25 protein-coding genes are annotated in these 26,429 nt (G+C 61.0%); 13 read left to right on the forward strand and 12 right to left on the reverse strand.

Annotated elements, in window-relative coordinates; all coding sequences use genetic code 11:
* Positions 1–21: 21 nt before the first annotated feature.
* Complete coding sequence (norR, locus tag G7016_RS18275) at positions 22–1,611, reverse strand: nitric oxide reductase transcriptional regulator NorR (RefSeq protein ID WP_181117136.1); 1,590 nt, start codon at positions 1,609–1,611, stop codon at positions 22–24.
* Positions 1,612–1,760: 149 nt separating this feature from the next.
* Here norR and hmpA point away from each other — a divergent pair, with 149 nt between their 5' ends.
* The 10 genes from hmpA (at position 1,761) to hemB (ending at position 12,881) form a co-directional block, all read left to right on the forward strand.
* Positions 1,761–2,942, forward strand: coding sequence for an NO-inducible flavohemoprotein (gene hmpA, locus G7016_RS18280; RefSeq protein ID WP_181117137.1), 1,182 nt, complete (start codon positions 1,761–1,763; stop codon positions 2,940–2,942).
* 173 nt (positions 2,943–3,115) lie between these two features.
* Positions 3,116–3,622, forward strand: a complete 507-nt coding sequence (locus G7016_RS18285) for a disulfide bond formation protein B (protein WP_181117138.1) — start codon at positions 3,116–3,118, stop codon at positions 3,620–3,622.
* Between the two features lie 554 nt (positions 3,623–4,176).
* Positions 4,177–5,112, forward strand: a complete 936-nt coding sequence (cyoA, locus tag G7016_RS18290) for a ubiquinol oxidase subunit II (RefSeq protein ID WP_181117139.1) — start codon at positions 4,177–4,179, stop codon at positions 5,110–5,112.
* A 3-nt stretch (positions 5,113–5,115) separates the two neighbouring features.
* Entirely contained in the window at positions 5,116–7,140 is a 2,025-nt protein-coding gene (gene cyoB / locus G7016_RS18295) for a cytochrome o ubiquinol oxidase subunit I (protein ID WP_181117140.1), read from the forward strand.
* A 3-nt stretch (positions 7,141–7,143) separates the two neighbouring features.
* Entirely contained in the window at positions 7,144–7,767 is a 624-nt protein-coding gene (locus G7016_RS18300) for a cytochrome o ubiquinol oxidase subunit III (protein ID WP_181117141.1), read from the forward strand.
* Positions 7,767–8,096 carry a cytochrome o ubiquinol oxidase subunit IV gene (cyoD, locus tag G7016_RS18305; RefSeq protein ID WP_181117142.1) on the forward strand — a complete coding sequence of 110 codons (330 nt, stop codon included), beginning with the start codon at positions 7,767–7,769 and terminating at the stop codon, positions 8,094–8,096. Before G7016_RS18300 ends, cyoD begins: the two co-directional genes overlap by 1 nt.
* A 10-nt stretch (positions 8,097–8,106) precedes the next feature.
* Complete coding sequence (gene cyoE, locus G7016_RS18310) at positions 8,107–8,997, forward strand: heme o synthase (RefSeq protein WP_181117143.1); 891 nt, start codon at positions 8,107–8,109, stop codon at positions 8,995–8,997.
* A gap of 153 nt (positions 8,998–9,150) precedes the next feature.
* Positions 9,151–10,392, forward strand: a complete 1,242-nt coding sequence (gene alaC, locus G7016_RS18315) for an alanine transaminase (RefSeq protein ID WP_181117144.1) — start codon at positions 9,151–9,153, stop codon at positions 10,390–10,392.
* 332 nt (positions 10,393–10,724) lie between these two features.
* Positions 10,725–11,888 (forward strand): cyclopropane fatty acyl phospholipid synthase, encoded by a 1,164-nt coding sequence (gene cfa / locus G7016_RS18320; RefSeq protein WP_181117145.1) that lies wholly within the window; start codon positions 10,725–10,727, stop codon positions 11,886–11,888.
* Positions 11,889–11,906: 18 nt separating this feature from the next.
* On the forward strand, positions 11,907–12,881 hold the full coding sequence (hemB, locus tag G7016_RS18325; RefSeq protein WP_181117146.1) for a porphobilinogen synthase: 975 nt from the start codon (positions 11,907–11,909) through the stop codon (positions 12,879–12,881).
* A 24-nt stretch (positions 12,882–12,905) separates the two neighbouring features.
* On the opposite strand, the gene G7016_RS18330 is transcribed toward hemB, so the two are convergent.
* The 7 genes from G7016_RS18330 to pyk form a co-directional block, all read right to left on the reverse strand.
* A complete protein-coding gene (locus tag G7016_RS18330) occupies positions 12,906–14,030 on the reverse strand; it encodes a hybrid sensor histidine kinase/response regulator (RefSeq protein WP_181117147.1) in 1,125 nt (374 codons plus the stop codon).
* Entirely contained in the window at positions 14,020–15,786 is a 1,767-nt protein-coding gene (locus G7016_RS18335; RefSeq protein WP_181117148.1) for an ATP-binding response regulator, read from the reverse strand. The genes G7016_RS18330 and G7016_RS18335 overlap by 11 nt, the downstream gene beginning before the upstream one ends.
* On the reverse strand, positions 15,779–16,759 hold the full coding sequence (locus G7016_RS18340) for a SpoIIE family protein phosphatase (protein ID WP_181117149.1): 981 nt from the start codon (positions 16,757–16,759) through the stop codon (positions 15,779–15,781). Before G7016_RS18340 ends, G7016_RS18335 begins: the two co-directional genes overlap by 8 nt.
* Entirely contained in the window at positions 16,750–17,148 is a 399-nt protein-coding gene (locus tag G7016_RS18345) for an ATP-binding protein (protein ID WP_308812192.1), read from the reverse strand. Before G7016_RS18345 ends, G7016_RS18340 begins: the two co-directional genes overlap by 10 nt.
* Complete coding sequence (locus tag G7016_RS18350; protein WP_181117151.1) at positions 17,108–17,530, reverse strand: STAS domain-containing protein; 423 nt, start codon at positions 17,528–17,530, stop codon at positions 17,108–17,110. The genes G7016_RS18345 and G7016_RS18350 overlap by 41 nt, the downstream gene beginning before the upstream one ends.
* 10 nt (positions 17,531–17,540) lie before the next feature.
* Entirely contained in the window at positions 17,541–18,368 is an 828-nt protein-coding gene (locus G7016_RS18355) for an STAS domain-containing protein (protein WP_181117152.1), read from the reverse strand.
* Between the two features lie 122 nt (positions 18,369–18,490).
* Complete coding sequence (gene pyk / locus G7016_RS18360; protein WP_181117153.1) at positions 18,491–19,942, reverse strand: pyruvate kinase; 1,452 nt, start codon at positions 19,940–19,942, stop codon at positions 18,491–18,493.
* Positions 19,943–20,098: 156 nt separating this feature from the next.
* Here pyk and G7016_RS18365 point away from each other — a divergent pair, with 156 nt between their 5' ends.
* Together G7016_RS18365 and G7016_RS18370 are read left to right on the forward strand one after the other, a co-directional pair.
* Positions 20,099–20,473, forward strand: coding sequence for a tetratricopeptide repeat protein (locus G7016_RS18365; RefSeq protein WP_181117154.1), 375 nt, complete (start codon positions 20,099–20,101; stop codon positions 20,471–20,473).
* Positions 20,474–20,607: 134 nt separating this feature from the next.
* Positions 20,608–20,967: a PilZ domain-containing protein gene (locus tag G7016_RS18370; protein WP_181117155.1), complete on the forward strand. Its 360-nt coding sequence runs from the start codon at positions 20,608–20,610 to the stop codon at positions 20,965–20,967.
* On the opposite strand, the gene G7016_RS18375 is transcribed toward G7016_RS18370, so the two are convergent.
* From G7016_RS18375 to G7016_RS18390, 4 genes are read right to left on the reverse strand one after another with little or no spacing between them, the layout of a single operon-like run.
* The gene (locus tag G7016_RS18375; protein WP_181117156.1) at positions 20,936–22,126 is read right to left on the reverse strand and encodes a DUF58 domain-containing protein; all 1,191 of its coding nucleotides are present in this window, start codon (positions 22,124–22,126) and stop codon (positions 20,936–20,938) included. The genes G7016_RS18370 and G7016_RS18375 overlap by 32 nt on opposite strands.
* A gap of 11 nt (positions 22,127–22,137) precedes the next feature.
* On the reverse strand, positions 22,138–23,118 hold the full coding sequence (locus tag G7016_RS18380; RefSeq protein ID WP_181117157.1) for an AAA family ATPase: 981 nt from the start codon (positions 23,116–23,118) through the stop codon (positions 22,138–22,140).
* Positions 23,115–24,188, reverse strand: a complete 1,074-nt coding sequence (locus G7016_RS18385; RefSeq protein ID WP_181117158.1) for a DUF4350 domain-containing protein — start codon at positions 24,186–24,188, stop codon at positions 23,115–23,117. Before G7016_RS18385 ends, G7016_RS18380 begins: the two co-directional genes overlap by 4 nt.
* Positions 24,185–24,760: a DUF4129 domain-containing protein gene (locus G7016_RS18390; protein WP_181117159.1), complete on the reverse strand. Its 576-nt coding sequence runs from the start codon at positions 24,758–24,760 to the stop codon at positions 24,185–24,187. Before G7016_RS18390 ends, G7016_RS18385 begins: the two co-directional genes overlap by 4 nt.
* A gap of 196 nt (positions 24,761–24,956) precedes the next feature.
* Here G7016_RS18390 and sbcB point away from each other — a divergent pair, with 196 nt between their 5' ends.
* Positions 24,957–26,387, forward strand: coding sequence for an exodeoxyribonuclease I (gene sbcB, locus G7016_RS18395; protein ID WP_181117160.1), 1,431 nt, complete (start codon positions 24,957–24,959; stop codon positions 26,385–26,387).
* Positions 26,388–26,429: the final 42 nt, after the last annotated feature.

The following is a 26,429-nucleotide window of genomic DNA, read 5'->3' on the forward strand; positions in this document are numbered from 1 at the left end:
GCCGCGGGAAATACTCAGGGTTTATCGGCCGCCGGCCGGATCGCTTGAGGGCCGCGCAACCCCGAGGCGTCGTGCCAGGCGGCTGAGGTTTGCGCGATCGAGCCCCAACTCCCGGGCAGCGTTGGACCAATGGTACCCGTGACGGTGCAGGGCAGCCTCGATCATCTCGCGTTGAAAACGGTCCACGGCCTCGCGCAAGTCGCCGTGCCCGCTCGCCGCCACCGGTGCTTGAGCGGCAATGGACGCGTGCCTGGAAGCGTCGGGGGGATGGCCGCCGGGAGCGAGATCCAGGTCCAGGTCCTGGGCCGCGAGGGTAAGGATGCGAGGGCGCGAGGGTAGCCTGCCCAGCGCACGTAACGCTGAACGGCTGATCATATGCTCCAGCTCCCTGACGTTGCCTGGCCATGGATAGGCGAGCAATGCTGCCTGGGCTTCTTCACTCAGGCGCAGGCTGTTTAGGCCCAGGCGTGAGCGGTTCTGCTCCAGAAAGTAACCGGCCAGCAAGAGAATATCCCTGCCTCGCTCCCGCAAGGGCGGAACCGGAAGCGGGTAAACACTCAGGCGATGATAGAAATCGGCCCGGCAACGCCCTGCAGCAACTTCCGCCGCCAGGTCACGATTGGTGGCCGCGATCAATCGCACCGCCACGCGATGTTCACGGTCCGAGCCCAAGCGCTGGAGTTGGCCGGTTTGAAGTACGCGCAGTAGCTTGGCCTGCACAGCCAAAGGGAGTTCGCCAACCTCATCGAGGAATAAGGTACCCCCGTCGGCCAGCTCGAATTTGCCTCGGCGGTCGCTCACGGCGCCGGTGAACGCGCCTTTCACGTGCCCAAATAGCTCGCTTTCTACCAGGGCGTCCGGTAGCGCCGCGCAATTGAGGCTTACCAAAGGCTTGGCGGCACGCCCGGACGCCTTGTGCAGCGCCTGGGCCACCAGTTCCTTGCCAACCCCGGTTTCCCCGGTAACCAGAACGGTCAGCTCGCTTGGCCCTACCAGTTGGATCTGCGCCATAAGCTGGCGAATCGCAGGGCTCTGCCCGATGATCTCGTCACTGGTAAAGCCAACACGGGACGCTGCGTTCAGCTCGCTACGTTGACCCGAGGCCAGGCGGGCGATTTGCTGTTCTACCGTGACTATCGCCGCAGCCAGGCTGGCAAAGGCTTCCAGCGTACCGGGTTCGATACCGTCGAACCGGCGCGGGTCCAGGGCGTCCAGCGTCAACAATCCCCAGGGTTGCTGATCCACATAAAGCGGGCACCCCAGGCAGTCATGAACCTCCAGGTGGCCGCCATGCCCGGCCACAAGCCCATCGTAAGGGTCGGGCAACGGGCTGTCGGCCGGGAAGCGTGTGGGTGAGGTTTGGCTTAACAGCGCCTGAAAGCGGGGGTGTTCACTGACCCTGAAGCGGCGCCCAAGGGTATCGTCGCTCAAGCCGTCGACGGCCACCGGGACCAGCCAGTCGGCGTCCAGGCGCAGCAAGGCAGCAGCATCACACGGAAGCAGGCCCCGCATGGCGTGCAGCAGCCGTTGATAACGTTCGGTCGCGGGCAGCGTCTGGGAAAGGTCGGAGACCAACCCCAGCAACGCCTCAAGCAACGGTTTGGATGTCATATCGACTCGCTTGCGGTCAAAGTGACTACGGATTGCAGCGAGTCATTTCGACGCTATACGCCTAAGTGCCTGATTCTTATAGGCCGTTCAGCTGGCATGAATTCTGTAAGTCCTTGAGCAGACACCTCACGGACCCCTCGGAGAATACCATGCTCAGTGCTCAACACCGTGCCATCATCCAAGCCACCGTCCCCCTGCTGGAAAGCGGCGGAGAGGCGCTTACCACGCATTTCTACAAGCTGCTGTTGGCGGAACACCCCGAAGTACGCCCGCTGTTCAACCAGGCTAACCAGGCCAGCGGCGATCAACCCCGCGCATTGGCCAATGGCGTGCTGATGTATGCCCGCCACATTGACCGCCTGGAGGCGCTTGGCGGGCTGGTAAGCCAGATCATCAACAAGCATGTGGCCTTGCAAATCCTCCCTGAGCATTACCCCATCGTAGGTGGCTGCCTGCTGCGCGCCATTTCCGAAGTATTGGGTGCCGAGGTCGCAACCCCCGTGGTGCTTGAAGCCTGGGGCGCGGCCTATGGGCAGTTGGCAGACATCCTTATAGGCGCCGAAGAGGGCCTTTATCATGAGAAGGAAGTCGCCACCGGCGGCTGGCGTGGAGCCCGGCCTTTCGTGCTGGCGCGCAGGGTGCAGGAGAGTACTGAAATTGCTTCGTTCTATCTGATGCCTGCCGATGGCAAGCCTGTGTTGCCGGCGGCACCGGGCCAATATATCGGCCTGCGCGTGTTGATTGATGGCGAGGAGCACCGTCGCAATTATTCCGTGTCTGCCTTGGGCAATGGCGGTGGCTACCGGATCAGCGTGAAACACGTTCCGGGCGGCGTGGTTTCCCCGTTTCTCCATGAGCGCTTCGCGGTGGGAGACACCCTGGATCTGTTCCCGCCATCAGGAGAGTTCGTATTGCAGCCAGGCGAACGCCCGGTAGTGCTGATCAGCGGTGGGGTGGGCATTACGCCAACCTTGGCCATGCTCGAGGCCGCATTGCCCACCGGGCGCCCCATCGTGTTTATCCACAGTGCACGTAACGCTCAGGTACATGCGTTTCGTGGGTGGTTGGACGAACAAGTACGGCAACACCCGCAGCTGTCGCGCTATTACTGCTATGCCGAAGGGGAAGAGGGGAGGGCGGGCGTTGACGCCGTCGGCCTGCTCAGTGGCGAGCACCTTGAGCGTTGGCTACCGGGTAACCGCGATGTGGATGCCTATGTGCTTGGCCCGAAGCCGTTCATGGTGGCGGTGAAACGCAGCCTGGAAGCGTTGGGGGTTCCGCCTGAGCAAACCCGGCACGAATTCTTCGGGCCGGCGTCCGCCCTGGTATGACGATAAGGGGATGAAGGGCCGGTGCCGCTCCTGTGCGGGCGGTGCCGGTAATATCTTTTCGCATTTAACCGACGTTTAATGCGTGCTTCCTTTACTGCTCCCCGATCAACGGTGCTACCTTAGCGCCCCTTCGCGGTGAAGCGTGCTGTCGGCCAGCACAATAGGACGTCCCCATGGAACCCACACATTTCTCCCTCGCACGTGAGCGGCGTTTTCTCTTCCTGCTAGGCATTATTTGCATGGCCCTGCTGGGAGGCGCCCTTTATATGCAAGTGGTGCTAGGCGAGGCGCCATGCCCGCTGTGCATCCTTCAACGGTACGCGTTCCTGTTCGTCGGCGTGTTCGCGTTCATCGGCGCAGCGCTGCCCGGTCGGCGCGCGGTCACGCTATTCGAGGCGCTTGCAGTGGTGAGCGCATTGGGCGGCATCGCCGCCGCTGGCAAGCATGTCTGGGTACTGGCTCATCCGCTGTCCAGTTGCGGGGTGGACGTACTGCAGCCGATTGTCGACGGCCTTCCGCTTGCCCGGTTGCTACCGTCGGTATTCGAGGTTCAGGGTTTCTGTACCACGCCGTATCCGCCCGTGCTCGGGCTATCGCTGGCCCAATGGGCATTGGTCGCCTTCGTGCTCATCGTAGTACTCGTACCTTTGGGTGTATGGAGCAACCGTCGCCGGTCATGAATCATGCCGGGTGTAACGATCCGGTCATCGTGAGCGATCATCCATTCTGTTCGTGAGATTGCCTGAAACCCGCGCCACTCCAGCCTTGGGCCCGCTTCGACTGCGCTGCGACAACATGTCGCAAGGGCTTGAAATATCGGGCGATTGTTGCATAATTCGTAATGTACTGTTGCTATATAAGTCATATTCATCACTGGGCTAGCTCACTACAATCGCGGCAATTTCCGTATGGCCAACCTCTCCAGGCCCTTGCAAATCAAGGCGTAAGCCTTTTTTTTCGGACCGCGGGAGGCACCTGCGGTGTCCGGTTGTCTACCCTTCACGGTTGTCACCCCGATGGGTACCTCAAAGGAATGGGGCGCGATCGGGCGACTTGCCTATAATCCGACGAGTCAAAGCAATTTGAGCACTGCACGACACGGGGCGCCTGATTCAGCAGCGGCTGGTTTCCAGGCACCTACATGTTCGATCCCGAAAAATGCTGACGCTTGGCAGGACGAAGTGTTGGCGATCACAACACACATTGCATTGAAGCAAGCTTTAGAGGTCGTGAGATGAGTAAAAAGCGTTACCCCAGACTGTTTGGCATATTGCCCTTTTTCGGCATGCTTTTTCTCAGTGGGTGCGACTGGACCCTGCTCAATCCCAAGGGGCAGGTGGGCATCGACGAGAGAAACCTGATTCTCCTCGCGTTCGGCCTGATGCTCACGGTGGTCATCCCGGTGATCGTCATGACCTTCTGGTTCGCCTGGAGATATCGTGCGTCGAACCGAAGCGCGACCTACGCGCCGGAATGGGCCCACTCCACCAAGATTGAAGCGATCGTCTGGGGCGTTCCGCTGATCATCATCCTGGTTCTTGGCTATGTGACCTATGTGTCCACCCACCACCTCGACCCCTATCGCCCACTGGACTCCGACGTCAAGCCGGTGCGTATCCAGGTCGTAGCGCTGGACTGGAAGTGGCTGTTCATCTATCCGGAACAGGGCATCGCCACCGTGAACAAGATCGTGTTCCCGGCGCATACCCCGGTCAGCTTCGAGATTACCTCGGACGCGGTGATGAACTCGTTCTTCATCCCTGCACTGGGCGGCCAGATCTACGCCATGGCGGGCATGCAGACCAAGCTGCACCTGATCGCCAATGAAAATGGCGACTTCCAGGGTATCTCCGCCAACTACAGCGGCGCTGGCTTCACCGGCATGACCTTCCAGGCGCAAGCCACTACTCAGGAAGGTTTCGATGCCTGGGTCAACGACGTTCGCAATTCACCGAAGAAGCTTGATTCGGCCGAATACGCAGCACTGGCCAAACCAAGCGAAAAGAACCCCGTCGCACTGTATTCCTCGGCTACGCCTAACCTGTTCCAGTCCATCATCGACAAGTATGAAGGCATGAACGCAGGCCACCACGGGATGCACGAGAAGGGTGTGCTTGGCAAGGAAGGTAAGGAAGTAAGTGAGAATTCAGCTGCTGGGGCAGAGGAGTAAAAGATGTTCGGTAAATTAACTCTGGAAGCGATACCCTTCCACGAGCCGATAGTGATGGTGACCCTCGCCGTCGTTGCCGTGCTCGGGGTTGGTGTATTCGCGGCGATTACCTACTACAAGAAGTGGGGCTATCTCTGGAAAGAGTGGTTCACCTCTGTCGACCACAAGAAAATCGGCGTGATGTATATCGCCGTGGCGATCATCATGCTGATCCGCGGCTTCGCCGACGCCTTCATGATGCGTACGCAGCAGGCAGTCGCCGTGGGCGGCTCGACCGGCTACCTTCCGCCTGAGCACTATGATCAGATCTTCACCGCTCACGGTACGATCATGATCATCTTCATGGCGATGCCGTTCATGATCGGCCTGATGAACATCGTGGTGCCGCTGCAGATCGGTGCCCGCGACGTGGCCTTCCCGTTCCTGAACTCGGTGAGCTTCTGGTTCTTCGTGGTCGGCGCGTTGCTGGTCAACATCTCGCTGGGTATCGGTGAATTCGGCAAGACCGGCTGGGTAGCCTACCCGCCATTGTCGGGCATCCAGTACAGCCCGGGCGTGGGGGTGGACTACTACATCTGGGCATTGCAGATATCCGGCCTGGGTACCTTGCTTACCGGTGTGAACTTCATCGTCACCATTCTCAAGATGCGTGCCCCAGGCATGACCCTGATGAAGATGCCGGTGTTCACCTGGAACTGCCTGTGCACCGCGATCCTGATCGCTGCGTCGTTCCCGATCCTGACCGCCACACTGTTGCTGCTGTCGCTGGACCGTTATCTGGGTATGCACTTCTTCACCAACGAGCTTGGTGGGAACCCGATGATGTACGTCAACCTGTTCTGGGCGTGGGGCCACCCTGAGGTTTACATCCTGATCCTGCCGGCGTTCGGTGTGTTCTCGGAAGTAACTTCTACCTTCGCCAAGAAGCGCCTGTTCGGCTACGTGTCGCTGGTATGGGCAACCATCGCCATCACCGTACTGTCGTTCATCGTATGGCTGCACCACTTCTTCACCATGGGTGCGGGTGCGAACGTCAACGCCTTCTTCGGCATCATGACGATGATCATCGCCGTGCCGACAGGTGTGAAGATCTTCACCTGGCTGTTCACCATGTACCGCGGCCGCATCGAGTTCAAGACTCCGATGCTCTGGACCGTCGGCTTCATCGTGACCTTCAGTATCGGCGGTATGACCGGCGTGCTGCTGGCAGTGCCTGGCGCGGACTTCGTGCTGCACAACAGCCTGTTCCTGATCGCGCACTTCCATAACGTGATCATCGGCGGCGCCGTGTTCGGTTACCTGGCCGGCTTCACCTTCTGGTTCCCGAAAGCGTTTGGCTTCAAGCTCAACGAGCGCCTGGGCAAGTACAGCTTCTGGTGCTGGCTGATCGGCTTCTACTTCGCCTTCATGCCGCTGTACGTGCTGGGCTTCATGGGCATGACCCGTCGCCTGAACCACACCGACAACCCCGAGTGGACCCCATGGTTCTACGCGGCAATGGTCGGCGTACTGTTCGTGGCCGCCGGTATCGGCTTCCAGTTGCTGCAGATCTACGTGTCGATCCGCGATCGCAAGAAGAACGTCGACGTCACTGGCGACCCGTGGGATGGCCGTACCCTGGAATGGTCGACTTCGTCGCCACCTCCGTTCTACAACTTCGCTGAAGTACCGGTGGTTTCCGACCTGGACGCTTACTGGGGCATGAAAGAGCGTGGCGAAGCCACCGCTGATGCCGCGGACTACAAGCAGATCCACATGCCGCGCAACACTGGCATGGGCTTCGTGATCGCAGCGTTCAGCCTGGTGTTCGGCTTCGCGATGATCTGGCACATCTGGTGGGCGGCTGCCGTAGGCTTCGTGGGCATGATCATCACCTTGATCGTGCGCAGCTACGACGACGACATCGACTACTACGTTCCGGCGGCGGAAGTCGCCCGTATCGAAGGCGAGCGTCAGCGCGCACTGGCCAACGCCCATGCCGGCGTTACCAGCGGTACTCGTGTGAACTCCACGTTGGAGAAGGTTTGAACCATGGCTAATACCGTTCTGCACGGTGAAGTCGCCCATAGCCACGAGCATGGGCACGACGATCACCATGATGCCGGGGGCATGACTGTCTTCGGTTTCTGGATCTACCTGATGACTGACTGCATCCTGTTCGCGTCGATCTTCGCCGCGTACGGGGTGCTGGCCGGGAACTTCGCAGGTGGCCCTTCGGGGCACGAGATCTTCGAACTGGACTACGTCCTGGTCGAAACCTTCCTGCTGTTGTTCAGCTCGATCACCTTCGGCTTCTCCATGCTGGCGATGTACAAGGGCAACAAGAGCGGCGTGATGACCTGGTTGTTCATCACCTTCCTCTTCGGCCTTGGCTTCATCGGCATGGAACTCAACGAGTTCCATAAGCTGATCGAAGAAGGCTACGGCCCTCAGCGTAGCGGTTTCCTGTCGGCGTTCTTCACGCTGGTAGGCACCCACGGTCTGCACGTTTCCAGCGGCCTGCTGTGGATGGCCGTGATGATGGCTCAGATCAGCAAGCACGGCCTGACCGCGACGAACCAGACCCGCATGAGCTGCCTCAGCCTGTTCTGGCACTTCCTGGACGTGGTCTGGATCTGCGTGTTCACCGTTGTCTACCTGATGGGGGCCTTGTAATGGCTAACAACCATTCCGCCGGCGGCGCCAGCCACGGCAGCACCAAGTCGTACATGGTCGGCTTTATCCTGTCGGTTATCCTGACAGTGATTCCGTTCGGCCTGGTGATGTTCCAGTCGATGTCCAAGGACGCAATCCTTGCCATCATCCTGGTGTTCGCGGTGGTTCAGGTGATCGTTCACCTGATCTACTTCCTGCACCTGGACCGCTCTTCGGAGCAACGCTGGAACGTGATCGCCTTCATTTTCTCGGCGGTGATCATTGTCTTCCTCGTTGGCCTGTCGCTGTGGATCATGTTCAGCGTTCACCACTTCATGCTGGCGAAGTGAGGTAGCTTGCATGTCCGTTAAGCACTTTATCCAAATCACCAAACCGGGGATCATTTTCGGTAACGTGCTTTCTGTGGCGGGCGGCTTCTTCCTGGCTGCGCAAGGGCATGTCGATCTCGGCCTGTTCCTTGCCACGGTGATTGGTACATCGCTGGTCGTTGCATCCGGTTGTGCTTTCAACAACTGCATCGACCGCGATATTGACGTAAAGATGGAGCGCACGCGCAATCGTGCAATCGTGCAAGGCATTATCTCCGTCAAGGTCGCGCTGGTTTATGCGACCGTGCTGGGGCTACTGGGGTTCGGCCTGCTCTACAAGCTGGCCAACCCGCTGGCCGCCTTCGCGGGCCTGGTAGGGTTTGCGATCTACGTAGGGCTGTATAGCCTCTACCTCAAGCGCAGATCCGTGCACGGCACGTTGGTAGGCAGCCTTTCGGGCGCCATGCCGCCGGTAATCGGTTACGTGGCGGTGACGGGCCGCTTCGACATGGCCGCGCTTACCTTGCTGGTGATGTTCAGCTTGTGGCAAATGCCGCATTCCTATGCGATCGCCATCTTCCGCCTCAACGATTACCGTGCGGCATCCATTCCGGTGCTGCCGGTGGAACGCGGGATCCCGGTAGCCAAACGGCATATCCTGTATTACATCCTGGCGTTCGTGCTCGCTACGCTGATGCTTACCCTTGGCGGCTACGCCGGGTTGAGCTACATGGCCGTGGCGGCTGCCATGGGCATGTACTGGCTGTATATGGCGTGGACAGGCTACAAGGCCTCCGACGACCGAGTATGGGCGCGCAAGCTGTTCGTGTTTTCCATCTTCACCATCACCGCACTCAGCGTGATGATGTCGGTGGACTTCAAGGCGTCCGCTGGGCTGCTGCTGACTTCTGCATTGCCGTAAGGTATGTGGAGTGAAAAAACCGGGCGCCGCCCGGTTTTTTTATGGGCGCTTACTGGACAACAGGGCAGGGATGGCTCTATCTTCGGGCCAGGCCAAATGATCTGGCCAGCGTCGCTCGGACGGTTCCGGGCGCTTACGTACCTCGAGGACACCATGGCCGAACTCCGTTCGCCGCGCCGCTTTGCGCGCATTGATCGCCTTCCCCCCTACGTTTTCAATATCACCGCCGAGCTCAAGATGGCCGCGCGCCGTCGCGGTGAAGACATCATCGACCTGAGCATGGGCAACCCCGATGGGGCTACGCCACCCCATATCGTTGAAAAGCTGGTGAACGTTGCTCAACGCGAAGACACCCACGGTTACTCCACCTCCAGGGGCATTCCCCGCCTGCGCCGTGCCATCTCGCGTTGGTACGCTGACCGTTACGCGGTAGAGATAGATCCGGAAAGCGAAGCCATTGTCACCATCGGTTCCAAGGAAGGCCTGGCGCACTTGATGCTCGCCACGCTCGACCAGGGTGATACGGTACTGGTGCCCAACCCCAGTTACCCGATCCACATCTATGGTGCCGTGATTGCCGGCGCCCAGGTGCGCTCCGTGCCGCTGGTGCCGGGAGTGGACTTCTTCAACGAGCTGGAGCGGGCGATCCGCGAGTCCATTCCCAAGCCAAAGATGATGATCCTGGGGTTCCCTTCGAACCCGACCGCTCAATGTGTGGAGCTCGATTTCTTCGAGCGCGTGGTCGCGCTGGCCAAGCGTTACGACGTGCTGGTGGTGCACGACCTGGCTTACGCCGACATCGTGTATGACGGCTGGAAAGCACCCTCGATCATGCAGGTGCCGGGAGCCAAGGACATTGCGGTGGAGTTCTTCACCCTGTCCAAAAGCTACAACATGGCGGGCTGGCGTATCGGCTTCATGGTGGGTAACCCGGAGCTGGTTGCAGCATTGGCGCGGATCAAGAGCTATCACGACTACGGCACCTTCACACCGTTGCAAGTGGCCGCCATTGCCGCGCTGGAAGGGGACCAGCAATGCGTGCTGGACATCGCCGAACAGTACCGGCAGCGCCGCAATACGCTGGTGAAAGGGCTGCACGAGATCGGCTGGATGGTTGAAAACCCCAAGGCGTCCATGTACGTATGGGCGAAGATCCCCGACGCCTATGCGCAGCTGGGCTCCCTGGAGTTTGCCAAAAAGCTCCTGGCCGACGCTAAGGTCTGTGTTTCGCCGGGTATCGGGTTCGGCGACTATGGCGACGACCACGTTCGCTTCGCGCTGATAGAAAACCAGGACCGAATTCGTCAGGCCGTGCGCGGCATCCGCCAGATGTTCCGGGCTGACGGTTTGCTACCCAAGCCAGCCAGGGCGCCGGGCGCGGCGATTCAAGAGTAAGCACGCTCCGATCTGGTTGGGGCTTCGTGATGCCTCGGCCATGGCGCTGAGTTGAAGCGGCAGCTTTCATTATTGCCGCTTCAGCAAGGGACTATTCTCCCGCTGTCATTGTGCGCTGGCCTGTTGCCGGTTTACCCTCCCTTGATAAATAAAATCCATCACGGCATTCGCTTTTGGCTACAGGCGAAGCTGGCGTATGGCTGTTACGCTTTAGTGGCCGTTGCGCTGGAATCCCGCTGTCAGCGCCTCAACTAGACTGACTCTACTGACTCTCCCTGCCTTAGGCCCAGATCCGCTTAGCTCAGATAGAACGTTTTGAACAGGGGATAGCTATGCACACCAAGCTTTCTGGTTCACCCGCTTCTTCCGCTTCCGCCGATTCACACACCAGCTCGTTGCGCTTCGCCCAGGAGCTACTCGCCAAGGCAGGTATAGGCATGCATGGGGTACAGCCTTGGGACATGACCCTCAAAGACCCCAGTGTCCCCGCCAAGGCCCTGGCCGAAGGCAATCTGGGACTGGGCGAAGCCTATATGAGCGGTGGCTGGGAGGCTGAGCATCTGGATGAGTTCTTCGCCAGGCTGTTGCGCGCAGGCGTTGCAGACATGGTAAACCCGGCGGCGTTATTGTTTCACGCGGTCAAGGCCAAGCTTGTAAACCTGCAGAACAAGGATCGGGCGTGGCAGGTAGGAGAGCAGCACTATGACCTGGGCAATGATTTCTACGAGAAAATGCTCGACCCGCGGATGACCTACACCTGCGGCTACTGGAAAGACGCCAGCGACCTGGCCGAGGCGCAAACCGCCAAGCTGGACCTGATCTGCCGCAAGCTACGCCTGCAGCCCGGGCAACGGGTGCTGGACATTGGTTGCGGCTGGGGCAGCTTCATGTCCTACGCCGCAGAGCACTATGGGGTGGAATGCGTCGGCGTTACCATTTCTCGCGAGCAATGCGATTGGGCCAAGGCGCATTATTCCAACCTGCCCATAGAGTTTCGGCTCCAGGATTACCGGGATGTGGACGAGCAGTTCGACCACATCGTCAGTGTGGGGATGTTTGAGCATGTGGGCCGCAAGAACCATCGCGTGTACATGGAAACTGCTCACCGCTGCCTGAAGGACGAAGGGTTGTTCCTCCTTCATACCATCGGCAAGAACCGCCGCCACAGCACACCAGACCGGTGGATCGACAAGTACATCTTCCGTAACGGCGACCTGCCTTCGATCGGCCAGGTGGGCGATGCAATCGATGGGCTGTTTGTTGCCGAAGACATGCATAATTTCGGCGCCGACTATGACAAGACGCTCATGGCATGGTGTGAGAACTTCGAAGCGGCGTGGCCACACTTCGCCGAACGGATGGGCGACCGGTTCTTCCGCATGTGGCGATATTATTTACTGTCCTGCGCGGGTGCGTTCAGGGCGCGTGACATTCAGCTCTGGCAATGGGTACTGTCGAAAAAAGGCGTACTCGGCGGCTACGAGCGCGTCAGTTGATCAGCTAAAGGTATTTCAATGAGCAATATGTTCCCTGTCAGTCGTCCCCGCCGCTTGCGCCGGTCAGAGGCCCTGCGGTCGGTGTTCCAGGAAACAGAGTTTCGCCTCCAGGACCTGGTATTGCCTATCTTCGTAGAAGAAGGCATCGATGACTTCGTACCGATCACCAGCATGCCGGGCGTGAACCGGATTCCCGAGTCTCGCCTGGCAGGTGAAATCGAGCGCTACGCGCGGGCGGGCATCCGCTCGGTGATGACCTTCGGCGTATCTCACCACCTGGACGCGACCGGCAGCGACACCTGGAACGAAAATGGCCTGGTGGCGCGGATGGCCCGGATATGCAAGGACACCGTGCCGGAAATGGTCGTGATGTCCGATACCTGCTTCTGCGAATACACCTCGCACGGCCACTGCGGTGTGGTGCACGGGGATGAGGTGGACAACGATGCCACCCTCGTCAATCTCGGCCGTCAGGCTGTAGTGGCCGCTCAGGCAGGCGCCGACTTCATCGCGCCCTCCGCAGCGATGGATGGGCAGGTGCAGGCGATCCGTGGCGCGCTGGACGCCGCAGGCTTCCATGGCACGTCCATCATGGCGTACTCCACCAAGTTCGCGTCGGCATTGTATGGCCCGTTCCGTGAAGCGGGTGGCACGGCGCTAAAAGGTGACCGCAAGGCCTACCAGATGAATCCGATGAACCGCCGCGAGGCGATACGGGAATCGTTGCTGGATGAGCAGGAAGGCGCCGACGCGCTGATGGTAAAACCGGCGGGTGCCTACCTCGACGTTATTCGAGATATCCGCGAGGCCTCGCGCTTGCCGCTGGCGGCTTATCAGGTAAGTGGCGAATACGCGATGATCAAGTTCGGTGCCGCGGCTGGCGCCATTGACGAAGCGCGTGTGATGCGCGAAAGCCTGGGTGCGATCAAGCGTGCCGGCGCAGACCTTATCCTTACCTATTTCGCCATGGACATCGCCCGCGACGGGATCTGATTTCTCGACTGCCCGCGGCCGCGTTCACTCGCGGCCGTTGGCACCGTGCAACACAAGCGGAAGCCGCACCGCTACCTGAGCGAAGCCATCGGCGTTATTGAACGCTACGTGCCCACCGCAGCTTTCGCACAGTGCCTTCACAATGGGCAGGCCCAACCCCCAGCCCTTGGTTTCGCTACGGGTGGAAATGAAGTAGGGCGTGGCAAGGTTGGTCAGTACTTCCTCAGGGAAGCTGCCAACGTTGGTAACGCTGAAATAGATATCGCCACCCTCCAGCCACTGCCGTACATGGATGGGCGCTTCGCTGTCACCGTGCTTGCTGGCGTTGATCACCAGGTTGTCGAGTATCCGCAAAAATGCATTGCGGTCCCACGTCACTACCAGGTCGGTCACGTCCAGCTGTGCTTCGATAGGCTGCGCTATCTGCAGGCGCAGGTTCTTGAGGGCGTCTTCGAACAGTGGCCCCACTACCAACGGCTCAGGCGTGAGCTTGATGCCGCCGCCCATGGCCACGTGTGAAATATCCAGTACGTTGCCGATCATGCGATCGATGCGGCGCAGGTTGTCTTCGAGAATCTGCAGCAGTTCTTCGGTGCGCCGCGCGGGGTTCTTCTTCATCAGCCCGGTGACCATGGTCGCTGCTGCCAGCGGCGAGCGCAGGTCATGGCTGAACGAGCGCATGAAGCGCTCGAGCATGATCTTTTCGGATTTAAGGCTTTCGCTGCGAGCGACGGCGACCTGGCGGCGCCGTTCCACCCGCTCCAGGCGATTGTCCGACTTCACCAGGCTGGCGATGGTCGCCAGCATTTCGTCGGCATTGATAGGGTGGGTGAGGTACGCCCGCGCGCCCTTGTTCAGCCCCATGGCCTTGTCGGAGCCGCTGATGAAGGTGGCCGAGATATTAATGATTGCCGGCACATGGTCGCTGCCCAGCTTGCGCTCGGCTTCGCGGATGAGCTCGAAACCGCTCATGTCCGGCAGGTTGATGTCCAGGATCACCAGGTCCACGCTAGCATCCATCAAGGCCAGGCCGTCGGCACCATTGCTGGCCTCGAGCACTTCATAGGTGGCCTCGTTGGAAAGGATCTTGCGCAGCACATACCGGTTGGCGTGCATGTCGTCGATGATCAGAATCCGCCTAGTTCGCATCCCGCAAGCTCCCTGACAGTCGCCGCACTTGCCGCAGTACCGACTCTGCGTAGTTCGCCTGGCCTTTCGGCAACACGCCCGCGCACTGGCCAGCCAGCGCCAGGCGTTCGCTGTCGCTGAGCGGCTTGGCCGTGTTGATCAACACACGGGCGTGCATGGCCCAATCCATACTTTCAAGCAGATCCGCACCATAGATGTCAGGTAGCTCAAGGTCGAGGAAGATGATGTCAGGCCGTACTGCATGCAACTTGTCGATGCTGTCACCGGCGGACGTCGCTTCGATGATCAAAGGTTTATAGGGTTCCAGCAGTCGCCGTATCAGATAACGGTCGCCTTCGTTATCGTCGATGATCAACACTGTCAGCCCTTCGAGGCTCAGGTTTTCCAGATCGTCGGCATCTTCCTCATGCAAGCAGCGGGCGATGTCCACGCTGAAGCGGCTGCCCTTGCCAAGGCCACTGCTCACGCGGATCTGACCGCGCAGCAACACGGCCAGGCGCTGTGCCAGCGGCAAGCCAAGGCCATTGCCTTGCACCTGAGTAAGGCCAGGCATACGGATACGTGCGAACTCTTCGAAGATGCGGCTCAGGTTCTCCTCGGAAATACCCACACCGGTGTCTTCGACCACCATTTCAATGGTTTTTTCGTCTGGCTGGAATACCCGTACGGTGACCGAGCCTTCAGGTGTGTACTTGAACGCGTTGCTGATCAGGTTGCGCATCACCTGGAACAAGCGGTTGCGGTCGGTTTCCAGCATCACCGGGTGATCTGGAGAGATCACTTCCCAGCTCAGGCGGGGATAACGCAACGCTAGCGCTGCAGTGAACTGACGCAGCTGCTCCACGAACGATTCGAGCGAGAACGCCGAGGCTACCACTTCCATTCGCCCGGATTCTGCTTCGGCCAGGTCCAGCAACTCATTGACCATTTCGGCCAGCTCACCGGCGGCCGCGCTGATAAAGCCGACCTGCTTGAGCTGTTCGGCATTGAGCTCGCCATCGCTACCGGTCAGCAACAACTTCGAGATGTTTTCGATGATGTTGATCGGGGTGCGGAACTCGTGGGTCATGTTGGAGAAGAAGCGGGACTTCGACTCGCTCGCGGCGGTAAGTTCATGCGCTGTTTTTTCCAGCTCCGAATACAACGCCACCACGCCTTTGTTGGTGGTCTCCAGCTCCAGGTTGGTGGCTTCCAGCTCGCGCTGTTTGTTCTGTAGCTCGGCCGCTGTCAGGAGCAGGTCCGAACCTTGTTCCTGAAGCGCCACGAAGGGGTCGGCCACGCCAGCACTGGCCAGGTCACGCTGCAAGGTTTCGATCTGGCGGTCGTCCGGGAATGGGCGCGGTGGATGCACAGCCTTGCCGCCACGAATGCGGGTGCCCCCAGGGCTGGTCTGGATATCCCAGTGCTCCAGTAGCCGCTGTGCGCCCCGCAGGCCCACGCCCATGCCCGTAGGGGAGACGTAGCTACCGTCCAGGATACGGTTGAGCTCTGCAATGCCAGGGCCCTGGTCAACGGCATCGAAGATGATGCTCACTACGCTGCCGCGAGCATCCCGCCCCAGGTAAAAGTGAAACGCGCCGCTACGGGCATATTGGTAGATATTGCGGGCGATCTCGGACACCGCGGTGGCCAGGCGAATCTGGTCCAGCGCGGGCAGGCCCAGCCACTGGGCGATCTGCTTGGCACATTGCCGGCAGGTCACTACATCGGTTTCAGCCTGGATCAGCAGGCTGCTCAGCCGCCGGAGCTCAGTCAATTCGAGCCACCACCACTGTGGCGTCGTCGTTCTGACGACCGAAGTCGCGGCTCAGCAGCCCGGCGATGATCTCGGGGTGGCGCATGTGCAACCCCGGATAGCGATCGGTATCGAGGCGAGTCTTGATGCCATCACTGGATAGAATAAGCACGGTGCCGGGGTCCCATGGATACGAGAAGGTAGTTGTTCGACCTATCCGGTAGCCAACGGTGCCGTTGCTGGAAACCATGCTGCGGTTTTTTTCCGCGAGCAGCAGCCCGGCGATGTTGCCCATGCCGCAATACAGCACCTGCCTGGTCTGCGGCTTGACCTCGGCGATGCCAACGGCGCCGCCACGGGTAGACATGAGCGCCCGGTGCAACTGCTCCATCAGTTGCTCCAGCGGCACCTTCGGGTCGTGCCGCAGAAACACTTCCCGTGCCCGTGCGCTGGCGGCGTTGGCGGCGTGGCCATGGCCCAGCCCATCACACACCATCACCCGATTGCCCAGCACGGCCCAGCCATCGCCGGCTACGGTTTCGCCGGGGTAGGGTATGCATACCGCGCCATGGCTCAACCCAGGCTCGACCGGCCCGAGGCGGAAGCTGGCATACACCACGGTGCCTTGGCCGGGCTGGCTGAAGATATCGAAATGGTCAGACAGGCGCCGCACCGATCCCAGGCCTACGCCCATGGTACCGATAGAGGAGTAATGGTCGGCCAGGCATTGGCTCACGTTGGCCATGCCGGGGCCATTGTCCACCGCAAGCAGGTGGAAGCCATCGGGGCCCTGGCGGTAGATCAGCTGCCCATCGCCGCCATGAAGCACCAGGTTGCGGCCAAGCTCCTGCACTACAATCGTGAGCTTGCCCAGCAGCGCCTCGTCGGTGCTCAGCTGGCTGGCCTGGCGCACGATCGCGCGGCGGGCCGCGTCCACATGGGCCAGGTCTGCTACCGTGAGCACCAGGCTGCACGCCTGGCTGTCTACTTCCATTTCCACAGTTCCACCGTTGTTCCTTCGCCAGGTGCGGTTTGAATGGTGAAATGGTCCACCAGCCGGCGGGCACCGCTCAGGCCAAGGCCCAGGCCGCCGCCAGACGTGTAACCGTCCACCATGGCCTGGTCCAGGTCGGCGATACCTTGGCCCTGATCGGCAACCACCAGCCTTATGGCCGCGCGACCGTCACGCTGGGTGCGTTCGAGCTGGCATTCACCGCCGCCGCCGTAGATCAGCGCGTTACGCGCGATTTCGCTGGCAGCAGTCACGATCTTCGTCTGCGATACCAGGCCAAGCCGCGCTTCTTCGGCGGCCTTGCGGACCCGTTGGCGGATAATGACGATGTCAGTTTCCTGTTTCAGCGGGAGTGTCTCTGTGTTCGTCACTCTCGACCTCGGCGACCAGATCATCGTTCACGTTCTTTTCCAGCCAACGCATGCCTTTTTCGACATTGAGCGCAGTGGCGATCCCAGACAACGACAGCCCGAGCTCTACCAGGGTGATCGCTACCGCTGGCTGCATGCCGACGACGATGACCTTGGCATCGAGTATTCTCGAGACGTTGGCGATGTGGGACAGCATGCGGCCAATGAACGAATCGACGATCTCCAGGGATGAGATATCGATAAGGACGCCTTTGGCGCTGTGTCGAACGATTTGTTCGGTCAGGTCCTCTTGAAGGTCCATGGCCAGTTGGTCATGCATGTCTACCTGGATGCTCAACAACAGGTAGCGGCCCATCTTGAGAATCGGAATCTTGTCGACCATTACGCGAACCTCAGCGTGGATTGGCGCTGACGAGGCGAACGTTCAGCTCCTTGAGGGCCAGTTGGAAGGCATCCGACAGCGAAGCCTTGGTGACAACGTCGCCCAGTTCCACGCCAAGGTGCACGATAGTGGCGGCGATCTGGGGGCGAATACCGCTGATGATGCAACGGGCGCCCATCAGCTTGGCTGCGGTGATGGTCTTGAGCAGGTGCTGCGCAACCATGGTGTCGACGGTAGGCACGCCGGTGATGTCGATGATGGCGATGTCGGATTCGGTTTCCACGATTTTCTGCAGCAGTGCTTCCATCACCACCTGGGTGCGGTTGCTGTCCAGCGAGCCGATCAGAGGCACCGCCAGCACGCCGGCCCACAGCTGAACCACCGGAGTGGACAGTTCCAGCATGCTTTCCTGCTGCTCACGGATCACCGCCTCACGGCCGGACAGGAAACGATCCATGCTGTAAAGGCCAAGCTTGTCGATCAGCCGGCTCACGGTCAGCAGTTCGTTGCCCGCATCGGTCAGCAAGGCAAACACTGGTTCCTTGAGGGAGAGAATAAAGGTCGCGGTTTCGGTCGGGGTAAAGCCCTGGCGGCTCTGGGCCTGGGACAGGCGCTCGAGCAGGGACTTGACCGGTGCCCAGCCGGGTTGGTTGATGTCGTCACCGCTCTCGGCAACTGCGCGTATGAACGCCTTGAGCAGGTCCCGGGAGTTGTCGACCATGGTGCGGTCGTCGATAAGATCCGAGCGGATCCCTGCCTGGCGCTGAATCTCGATCCACTGCTCGAGGATAGCGCTTTCGTTCTGTTTGAAGATTTCAGCAAGCGCAGCGACGGTCATTAAAGCCTTCCTGTGGGGGTTCGTCTGAAAAACGAGCCACAGTAACAAGAAGGCTGCACAAACAGAAGCGCAAGCACTGGGCTGCGGGGCCCTTCCCACGGGAAGAGCCCTTTTGGACAGGCTTAAACCAACTGATCCCCTACATGCAGGATCTTCATGCCGTTGGTCCCACCGATGGTGTGGTAGCTGTCGCCCTTGGTCAGGATCACCCAGTCGCCTTGCTCCACCAGGCCGCGCTTGAGCAGCTCGTCTACCGCCGCCTGGCTGACCTTGCCCACTTCATAGGCTGAAGGGTCGAACGGCACGGTGTACACGCCGCGCATCATTGCCACGCGCGCCTGGGTTGCGCGGTGAGGCGAGAACGCGAAAATCGGTACCGAGGAGCGGATGCGGGACATGATCAACGGGGTATAGCCGCTCTCAGTCAGCGCAATGATCGCTTTCACGCCAGGGAAGTGGTTGGCCGTATACATGGCGGCCAGCGCGATGCTTTCGTCGCAGCGGGAGAACTGCGTATACAAGCGGTGGCTGGACTTCTTGCTGGTGGGGTGTTTTTCCGCGCCAAGGCAGATCCGCGCCATGGCCTGCACCGCTTCGATCGGGTAGGCACCCGCCGCGCTTTCAGCCGAAAGCATCACCGCATCGGTGTAGTCCAGCACGGCGTTGGCCACGTCGGATACTTCGGCACGGGTAGGCATAGGGTTCTGGATCATCGACTCCATCATCTGGGTCGCCACGATCACCGCTTTATTGTTGCGGCGAGCGTGCTGGATGATCTTCTTCTGGATGGCCACCAGTTCGGCGTCGCCGATTTCCACGCCCAGGTCACCGCGTGCCACCATTACCGCGTCGCTGGCGCGAATCAGCCCGTCAAGGCTTTCATCGTTGGCAACGGCTTCGGCGCGCTCGATCTTGGCCACCAGCCAGGCGGTGCCGCCTGCGGCGTCGCGCAGTTCCCGCGCGTATTCCATGTCCGCGGCGTCGCGGGGGAAGGATACGGCGAGGTAATCCAGGTCCATTTCTGCTGCGAGCTTGATGTCAGCCTTGTCTTTCTCGGTTAGGGCGGGCGCGGTCAGGCCACCGCCGCGGCGGTTGATGCCCTTGTGGTCGGACAACGGGCCACCGATCAGTACCACGCAATGAAGCGCGTCGGCGTCCGCGCGCTCGACCCGCATGACCACGCGACCGTCGTCGAGCAACAGTTCGTCGCCTACGCCGCAATCCTTGACCAGGTCCGGGTAGTCGATGCCTACCACCTGCTGGTTGCCTTCGGTAAGAGGGTGCGTGGTGGAGAAGGTGAACGGGTCGCCAACCTTGAGCTCGATACGCTTGTTGGCGAACTTGGCAATGCGGATTTTCGGGCCCTGAAGGTCGCCCAGCAAGGCAACGTGGCGGCCGTGGCGGGCAGCGATATCGCGGATCAGGCGAGCGCGAGCCTTGTGCTCGTCCGGGGTGCCATGGGAGAAGTTGAGGCGAGCGACATCGAGCCCGGCGAGAATCAGTTGCTCCAGTACCTCTGGCGAATTACTGGCTGGGCCGAGGGTGGCGACGATTTTTGTACGGCGTACGGTCATGCACTGGCTCCTTTATTGACGCGCGGTGAGAGGCTACTCCTCAAAGCCGCTGTAGTCATCGACGGTTTGCACTACCTGAGCGGGTGCGAGGGGCGCACGCAGGGTTGAAGTATTCTGGCCGGTGGCCGATACACTTCAGGTGTAAAGGAGATCTTCATGCGAACCCTCATTGTGTTGACGGTGCTGGCCGCTCTGGCCGGATGTACCCGCTGGTCGATGGATCAGCATTTGAATAGCGCTTACAGAGCGTATGACGACGGCGACTGTCAGAAGGTCATGTTGGAGTTGTCGCAAGTAGACAGAAAGAGCCGCGCCCGCCCTTATATAAGGCCGGAAAGCGCCATGCTGCGCGGGCAATGCCTGGAGCGGCAGAACCTCTACCCGGACGCCGCCCAGACGTACCAGTTCATCATTTATCAGTACCCGGGCAGCGAGTACGCCTACCGGGCGAAGGCGCGCTTGCAGACGCTTGAGCAACTGGGGCGATTCCCGACGGAAGGCGCGGCGGTGACGCATCCGGTGGGCAACTAAGCGCGGGTTTGGGAGGCAAAGTTACTGGCAGAGTGCTAGCCTGCTGGTAGCTTCTTGCCAAGCTTGGGATCGGAAGGCACTTTAAGCGCTGTGTGCCGGTCCGAATGATACGGCTACGAAACAGTGAATACGCCATGTATATCGAACGACGCATAGAGCGGCACCAGTTGCCGTACTACCTCAAGGTGTATAACCGCTATACCGACCGCCCGATCGGTTACCTGGGGAACGTCTCTGAAGCCGGGTTGATGCTGATCAGTACCGTGCCGTTACTGGTTGGCCCTGACTTTGAGCTTCAGCTGAAGGTCCCTGCGCATGATGGCGAGATTCAGTTGATCAACCTCACCGGCAGCTGCCTGTGGTGCCAGGAAGACGCGACGCCCGGCTTTTATGATTCAGGGTTCATGCTGCTTCAGGTGCCTGTGGAGTACGAACAACTGGTGGGCGCCCTGCGCCGTTACTTCAGTTTTCTCCCCCTGAGCGCCTCGGCCTGAGGCGCTCCGTTTCACTCAAGCGCGCATAGCAGGCCAATAGTGCCTCGGGGAGTTGCGTGCCAGGCGCCACCAGGGTCTTGGCCCCGATTGCTTCCAGCGCCAGGCAAACACGCTCCCGTCCCGCAAGTACCTGCATGGCCATACAGTAGCCGTGGGCCGATGCGTTATCGTGCACGGCTGATCGCGCCTGCTGATGCATGGAGCGCTCGACGCTATCCACCACGATCAGGCGGTGGGCGGCGGCTACCGCGGCCAGCGGAGTAATTACCTGAGCAGCTTCATGGGGCAGGCGAGTGAGCAGCACTACAACAGCGGGGCGGGCCGCGTGTTCCAGCACGCTGGTGGCACTGGCTGCCCAATCGGTAGGCTGGATGCTCAGCGGTGGGTCTTCCAGAATCTGGTACAGCGCTTGTAGCTGACCGTCCCCCATGCCTGGGCTCAGGTACTCACGCCCCTGACCCCCCTCCAAATGCAACGCAACCCGTTGGCCCTGCGCCATGGCCTGGCAGGCGAGCGCGAGGGCGGCGTCAATGGCGTGATCGAGGAGCCGTTCGCCATGCCGGGTACTTGCCATGAATGGACCGGTATCGATCCACAACACCAGATCGGCCGAGAGCGCTGGCCCGGCAACCCGGAAATGGTGGCCGAGGGACTCGAGTGCACCAAGCGCCGGCCCCACGCGGCTGCGCTGGGGCAACGAATGCAAGTGCCGCGCCTCCCACAGCCCAAACGGGCCACTGACATGGAGCTCGCAGGCGTCCAGCCCGAAGGCGCCCCGGCTTATGGGGCGTAGCCCATAGGCAAACCGGGCGCGGTGCCTGGCAGGAATGGTCAGCAGTCGGGGCAGGCCTGACAAGCGGGCGCTGCGCTCCGTCTCAAGCGGTTCGCTGTAGCGAACCCGCAAGGGGCGGGCGTGGGGATTTTGCAGCGTGACCCATATCAGTTGCTCCTCGCCAATGGCGAGCCGGCCTGGCAGTTCCCGTTCAAGCACTTGTGGCGGACGCCGCAATGCCCAGCCGATATCGATCGCACTCAGCGCAACCGCTGTGGCACAGGCAATGGCAAGCAACGCACCGTTGAGCCCGGTGCCTTCGGTAGCCAGGGCCAGCCCGAGCAACACGGCGGCCAGGATGCACACGCGATAGCGTGGGCGGATCATGCGTCTATGCCTCATGGGCGGGGAGCGCCCACCTGATCCAGCTGCTCGGCCAGCGCCTGCTCCAGCGCAATACCCTCTACGCGCTGGCTGACGGCCAATCGAACACGGTGGCGCAGCACGGCTGGTGCGCACGCCTTGATGTCCTCCGGTAGCGCGTGGTCGCGGCCTTGCAGCAAAGCACGAGCCTGTGCACAGCGCACCAGGGCAATGGCAGCGCGTGGCCCGGCGCCGGTACTCAGGCGCGGCCCGTAGCGCGTTGCTCGCACCAGCCGTACCGCGTAGTCAACCAATCGCTCATCCACTCGAACCTCGGCTCGGCTGGCGCGCAGCCTGACCACCTGGGCGAAGGTGTACAGGCGCTGCGGCGCCGCAACGGCAAGCATGTCATCGAAGGGCGAAAGGCTGACCTCGCGGACCATGCGAGTTTCGTCTTCCATGCCTGGAAAGCCCACCGGTACCGCCAGCATGAAACGGTCGAGCAATGACTCGCTCAATGGTGTCACCCCAGCGCTGTCCAGTGGATGACGACAGCCAATGAGCAGGAAGGGGGCGACTTGGCTGGGGGGAAGTTCCAGGGTGTCCTCCGCCGCCGCCCGCAGGGCTTGGCCAAGTGCCGCCTGGGTGTCCAGGTCGGCCTGCTCCAACCCGTGAACCAGCAGTACCTGCCCGGTTGCGCTGGCCTCGCCGCTGGTGCCCTGCCGCGGATGCAGCGCTGCTACAGCCGGTGCGGGCAGGCAGGGTACTTCGCTGAACGCGGCGCCAAAGGAAGCGGCCAGCGCGCGCGCGGCGGTCCGCTTTCCGCAGCCGGGTGGGCCTTCCAGCAGTACATGGCCCCCCGCAAGCAAGCCAATCAGCAGCGCTTCGATAACCGCCGGCTGGCCGACCAGCGCCGTGTTGAGTTCGTTCGCCCACGCGGCGAGCGATGCACTGCTTGCGGGCACGGTATCCGGGCCGCCTGTATCAGGCGATGGGGCGCTGAGGTTGTCGGTCATAGGGCATTCCTGATGATTTGAAGCCGCGCCACCTGCTGTTCGAAGGACAGGCCTGCGTGAGCTTTTTCCGCCGGTGGTCGCATGGCCTCGGCAATGCGCGCGGTAGAGGTTGCGGTGAGTCTGGCCAGCAGGTGCCACTGCTCAGCGACCGACCAGTGAGCGAACCCGGGATAGCGGTGGCTGGCCCGCCAGTGGATGTCTTCGCGCAGGCTGCGAAGCAGTGCCTGCTCCGTAGGGTGCCCTGGGTGCGGGCGCCTTGTGCGGGCGGCCCGGGGCCTTGGTTTGAGGAGCGCCCATTGGACGGCGGTGGCCCACGCCAGAAGTCCGCACAGCAATACCGCACTGGCAAGTGTAGCGGGGTAGGTGGCGAGCTGTTGAAGCACGCTTGCGCGAGGGGTAGCCTCCCGGTACTGCATCACCACATGGCGGCCTTGATTGAGGTACCACAGCAACCAGGCGTTATCGAACTGGCCGATGGCGCGATTGCGCCACAGCGCGGTGTCGCTCACCACCGTAAGGGTTCCAGCGCCCAAGGTAAGTTGCAGCATGTGAGTGCCCTGCGGGCTGTTGGCCCAGGATTGCGCCAGGTCGTCCGCGTCCTCCAGGTGCCGCCCCGGAGCGAAGCCCATCAGCAGAGGCGCCTGCTCGCTTTCCAGATACATCGCGGTGAGGGTGGTGCGCGCGGAAACCGGGGCGCCGCCGGCGCTCGCGTAGGCATCGAGCAAGCGGATATTGAGCGGGTCCAGCAGCGGGTCGGCTGCGCCACGGCCTGGCGCCCAATACCCTTGCACTGTCACCAGCAAGCGCCCCCCGGCATACACCCATGCCATCAATGTCTGGGCTTGGCTGGGGCTCATGTATTCACGGTCACCGAGCAACATTACGCTTAAATCCACCGGAGGGACCCGGCTCAGGGGCGCCAGGTCCTGGGTTCGGGTCACGTGCAGCCCTTGCTCGCGCAAAAACCGTTCAGCGGCCAGGTACGGGTCTGCATCGCGGTGCGCCCGTAGGGCGGCTAGAAGCAACAGCCCCGTGATGATCAGCAACGCCGCGACGGCTAGCCGCTTCATGCCTTCACATCGGTGGGGAACAGCCGATGCCAGGTGGTGACAAGGGCGGCCCATGCGGCGTCATCGGGTGGCATGCCGGCATAGACAGCGCTCTGCCGCTGCTGGATCAACCGGTGGGTGAAATCTTCGAGTGCCCCTAGCCTCAGGCTCGCGACGCGTGCGAGCACCTCTGGCTCTGTCGCGCTGAGCGGGATGTGAAGGTGGTAATCCGTGGCAAGGCGAGCAAGCAACCCCTGGTACAGAAGGTCCAGCGCCGCCTGTGGAGAGGCTGGCCATTCACGCTCGGCGGTATCGATCACCGGCGTGAGGTCCGTTGGCGGCGTCATGGCGCTATACGCAGGGCCTGGCCACACCGGTGCGGCTTTTCTGCGTTTTGCCCGCTCGCTCATGACCAGCGCCAGTGCACTCAGAAAAGCGACCGCCGCCCCGGCAGCCAATTCGCCCGTGGAGAATAGATGGCCAGTGAAGGCGGGTGCGTTCAAAAGGCGGCCGATGGTGGCCCTCGCGGCCTCTGCACTCAAAAGTGGAGCGGCTGGCTCGGCATGGCCTGCAAGCGGCAGTAAGAGGAGCATTGCCGCGGCCAGGCGAGGAGGGGGAGGGAGTCCGTTCAGCGGCATGGCCATTCATGGCAAGGGATAGGCATCCGATGCTAGCCATGGCCGTGCGTTCAGGCAACCGGCCTGTGAGTATTGGCACGTAACGGCTTGAAACTGGCCACTACCCCACCGGGCCCTTAAACTGTAAGCCTTCTCGCTTCAGGAAGCTGCTGTGACCACAAGCCTGTTCTGGTATGACTACGAAACCACCGGTATCGTCCCCAGCCGAGACCGGCCAGTACAGGTGGCGGGTATTCGTACCGACCTGCAATTGAACGAGATCGACACACCGATCAACCTTTATTGCCGCCTGGCTGAAGACATTCTTCCGCATCCGGCGGCTTGCCTGGTCACGGGAATTGATCCATCACGCTTGCGCGAACGCGGCCTGCCAGAGGCCGAATTCATGGCCAGGGTGCATGCCGAATTGAGCCAGCCCGGCACGTGTGGGGCGGGCTACAACACGCTGCGCTTTGACGACGAAGTCACGCGCTATAGCCTTTACCGCAACTTTTACGATCCCTATGCCCGGGAATGGCAAGGAGGGAACAGCCGCTGGGACCTGATCGACCTGGTGCGCGCGGCCTATGCGTTGCGCCCTGAAGGCATCGAGTGGCCACATGCCGACGGCCAGGTGTCGCTCAGGCTGGAATTGCTCACGGCTGCCAATGGTATCGACCATGGCCAGGCGCACGACGCGCTGTCGGACGTAAGGGCGACCATTGGCCTGGCCCGGCTGATTCGTGAACGTCAGCCCAAACTCTATGAATGGTTCTTTGCGCTGCGCAGTAAACACAAGGTTATCGAGCAGGTTCAACTGATGCGCCCAATGGTGCATATTTCCGGTCGCTTCGGGGCCGCACGCAATTATCTGGGTATTGTGCTGCCATTGGCCTGGCATCCGCGTAATCGCAATGCACTCATCGTTTGCGACCTCAGCCACGAGCCTTGTGTATTGTGGGAAGAAGAGGCACACATATTGGCCCGCCGGCTGTATACCCGTCGGGATCAACTGCTTGACGGCGAATTACCGGTACCGTTGAAGTTGATCCATGTTAACCGGTGCCCGGCGATTGCGCCGTTAGGCGTGATCGCCAAAAAAGATCATGAGCGGTTGCAGATCGACTTTGGCATTTATGAAACTCGCGTTAAGGGCTTGCGCGAGGCCCAGCATTTATGGTCAAGCAAACTCGAACATATTTATGCCAGCGATGATTTCGCCCCCAATGATGACCCGGAACAGCAGCTGTACGCCGGCTTTATCGGTGAGCGGGACCGGCGGCTCTGTCAGAAAGTTCGAGACAGCCGGCCTGAAGCGCTTGCCCGTGAAACCTGGATGTTCGATGACCCGCGGTTGCCCGAGTTGCTGTTCCGTTATCGTGCGCGTAATTTCCCGCACACCCTCGATGCCGGGGAACGTGCCCTGTGGGAAACATTCTGCCGTGGCCGGCTGAGTGATCCAGCATTCGGCGCACCGCATACCCTTGGCAGCTTTGACCAGGCCATGGCGCAAGCCTTGGCGAACGCATCGGATAGCCAGCGCGTATTGCTTGGGCAGTGGCAACACTACGTGAACGGGTTGCGGTTGAAACTACAGCTATAAAAAAACGCCAGCAGTGCTGGCGTTTGGTGAGGCGCTCGACAG

Source organism: Pseudomonas japonica (assembly GCF_013522925.1).
Taxonomy (GTDB): Bacteria; Pseudomonadota; Gammaproteobacteria; order Pseudomonadales; family Pseudomonadaceae; genus Aquipseudomonas; species Aquipseudomonas japonica_A.

What these genes read in the sequence shown, in the direction of transcription:
- norR (WP_181117136.1), bottom strand. Translation starts at nt 1,611, where the DNA reads ATGACATCCAAACCGTTGCTTGAGGCGTTGCTGGGGTTGGTCTCCGAC.
- hmpA (WP_181117137.1), top strand. Translation starts at nt 1,761, where the DNA reads ATGCTCAGTGCTCAACACCGTGCCATCATCCAAGCCACCGTCCCCCTG.
- G7016_RS18285 (WP_181117138.1), top strand. Translation starts at nt 3,116, where the DNA reads ATGGAACCCACACATTTCTCCCTCGCACGTGAGCGGCGTTTTCTCTTC.
- cyoA (WP_181117139.1), top strand. Translation starts at nt 4,177, where the DNA reads ATGAGTAAAAAGCGTTACCCCAGACTGTTTGGCATATTGCCCTTTTTC.
- cyoB (WP_181117140.1), top strand. Translation starts at nt 5,116, where the DNA reads ATGTTCGGTAAATTAACTCTGGAAGCGATACCCTTCCACGAGCCGATA.
- G7016_RS18300 (WP_181117141.1), top strand. Translation starts at nt 7,144, where the DNA reads ATGGCTAATACCGTTCTGCACGGTGAAGTCGCCCATAGCCACGAGCAT.
- cyoD (WP_181117142.1), top strand. Translation starts at nt 7,767, where the DNA reads ATGGCTAACAACCATTCCGCCGGCGGCGCCAGCCACGGCAGCACCAAG.
- cyoE (WP_181117143.1), top strand. Translation starts at nt 8,107, where the DNA reads ATGTCCGTTAAGCACTTTATCCAAATCACCAAACCGGGGATCATTTTC.
- alaC (WP_181117144.1), top strand. Translation starts at nt 9,151, where the DNA reads ATGGCCGAACTCCGTTCGCCGCGCCGCTTTGCGCGCATTGATCGCCTT.
- cfa (WP_181117145.1), top strand. Translation starts at nt 10,725, where the DNA reads ATGCACACCAAGCTTTCTGGTTCACCCGCTTCTTCCGCTTCCGCCGAT.
- hemB (WP_181117146.1), top strand. Translation starts at nt 11,907, where the DNA reads ATGAGCAATATGTTCCCTGTCAGTCGTCCCCGCCGCTTGCGCCGGTCA.
- G7016_RS18330 (WP_181117147.1), bottom strand. Translation starts at nt 14,030, where the DNA reads ATGCGAACTAGGCGGATTCTGATCATCGACGACATGCACGCCAACCGG.
- G7016_RS18340 (WP_181117149.1), bottom strand. Translation starts at nt 16,759, where the DNA reads ATGGAAGTAGACAGCCAGGCGTGCAGCCTGGTGCTCACGGTAGCAGAC.
- G7016_RS18350 (WP_181117151.1), bottom strand. Translation starts at nt 17,530, where the DNA reads ATGGTCGACAAGATTCCGATTCTCAAGATGGGCCGCTACCTGTTGTTG.
- G7016_RS18355 (WP_181117152.1), bottom strand. Translation starts at nt 18,368, where the DNA reads ATGACCGTCGCTGCGCTTGCTGAAATCTTCAAACAGAACGAAAGCGCT.
- pyk (WP_181117153.1), bottom strand. Translation starts at nt 19,942, where the DNA reads ATGACCGTACGCCGTACAAAAATCGTCGCCACCCTCGGCCCAGCCAGT.
- G7016_RS18365 (WP_181117154.1), top strand. Translation starts at nt 20,099, where the DNA reads ATGCGAACCCTCATTGTGTTGACGGTGCTGGCCGCTCTGGCCGGATGT.
- G7016_RS18370 (WP_181117155.1), top strand. Translation starts at nt 20,608, where the DNA reads ATGTATATCGAACGACGCATAGAGCGGCACCAGTTGCCGTACTACCTC.
- G7016_RS18375 (WP_181117156.1), bottom strand. Translation starts at nt 22,126, where the DNA reads ATGATCCGCCCACGCTATCGCGTGTGCATCCTGGCCGCCGTGTTGCTC.
- G7016_RS18380 (WP_181117157.1), bottom strand. Translation starts at nt 23,118, where the DNA reads ATGACCGACAACCTCAGCGCCCCATCGCCTGATACAGGCGGCCCGGAT.
- G7016_RS18385 (WP_181117158.1), bottom strand. Translation starts at nt 24,188, where the DNA reads ATGAAGCGGCTAGCCGTCGCGGCGTTGCTGATCATCACGGGGCTGTTG.
- G7016_RS18390 (WP_181117159.1), bottom strand. Translation starts at nt 24,760, where the DNA reads ATGCTCCTCTTACTGCCGCTTGCAGGCCATGCCGAGCCAGCCGCTCCA.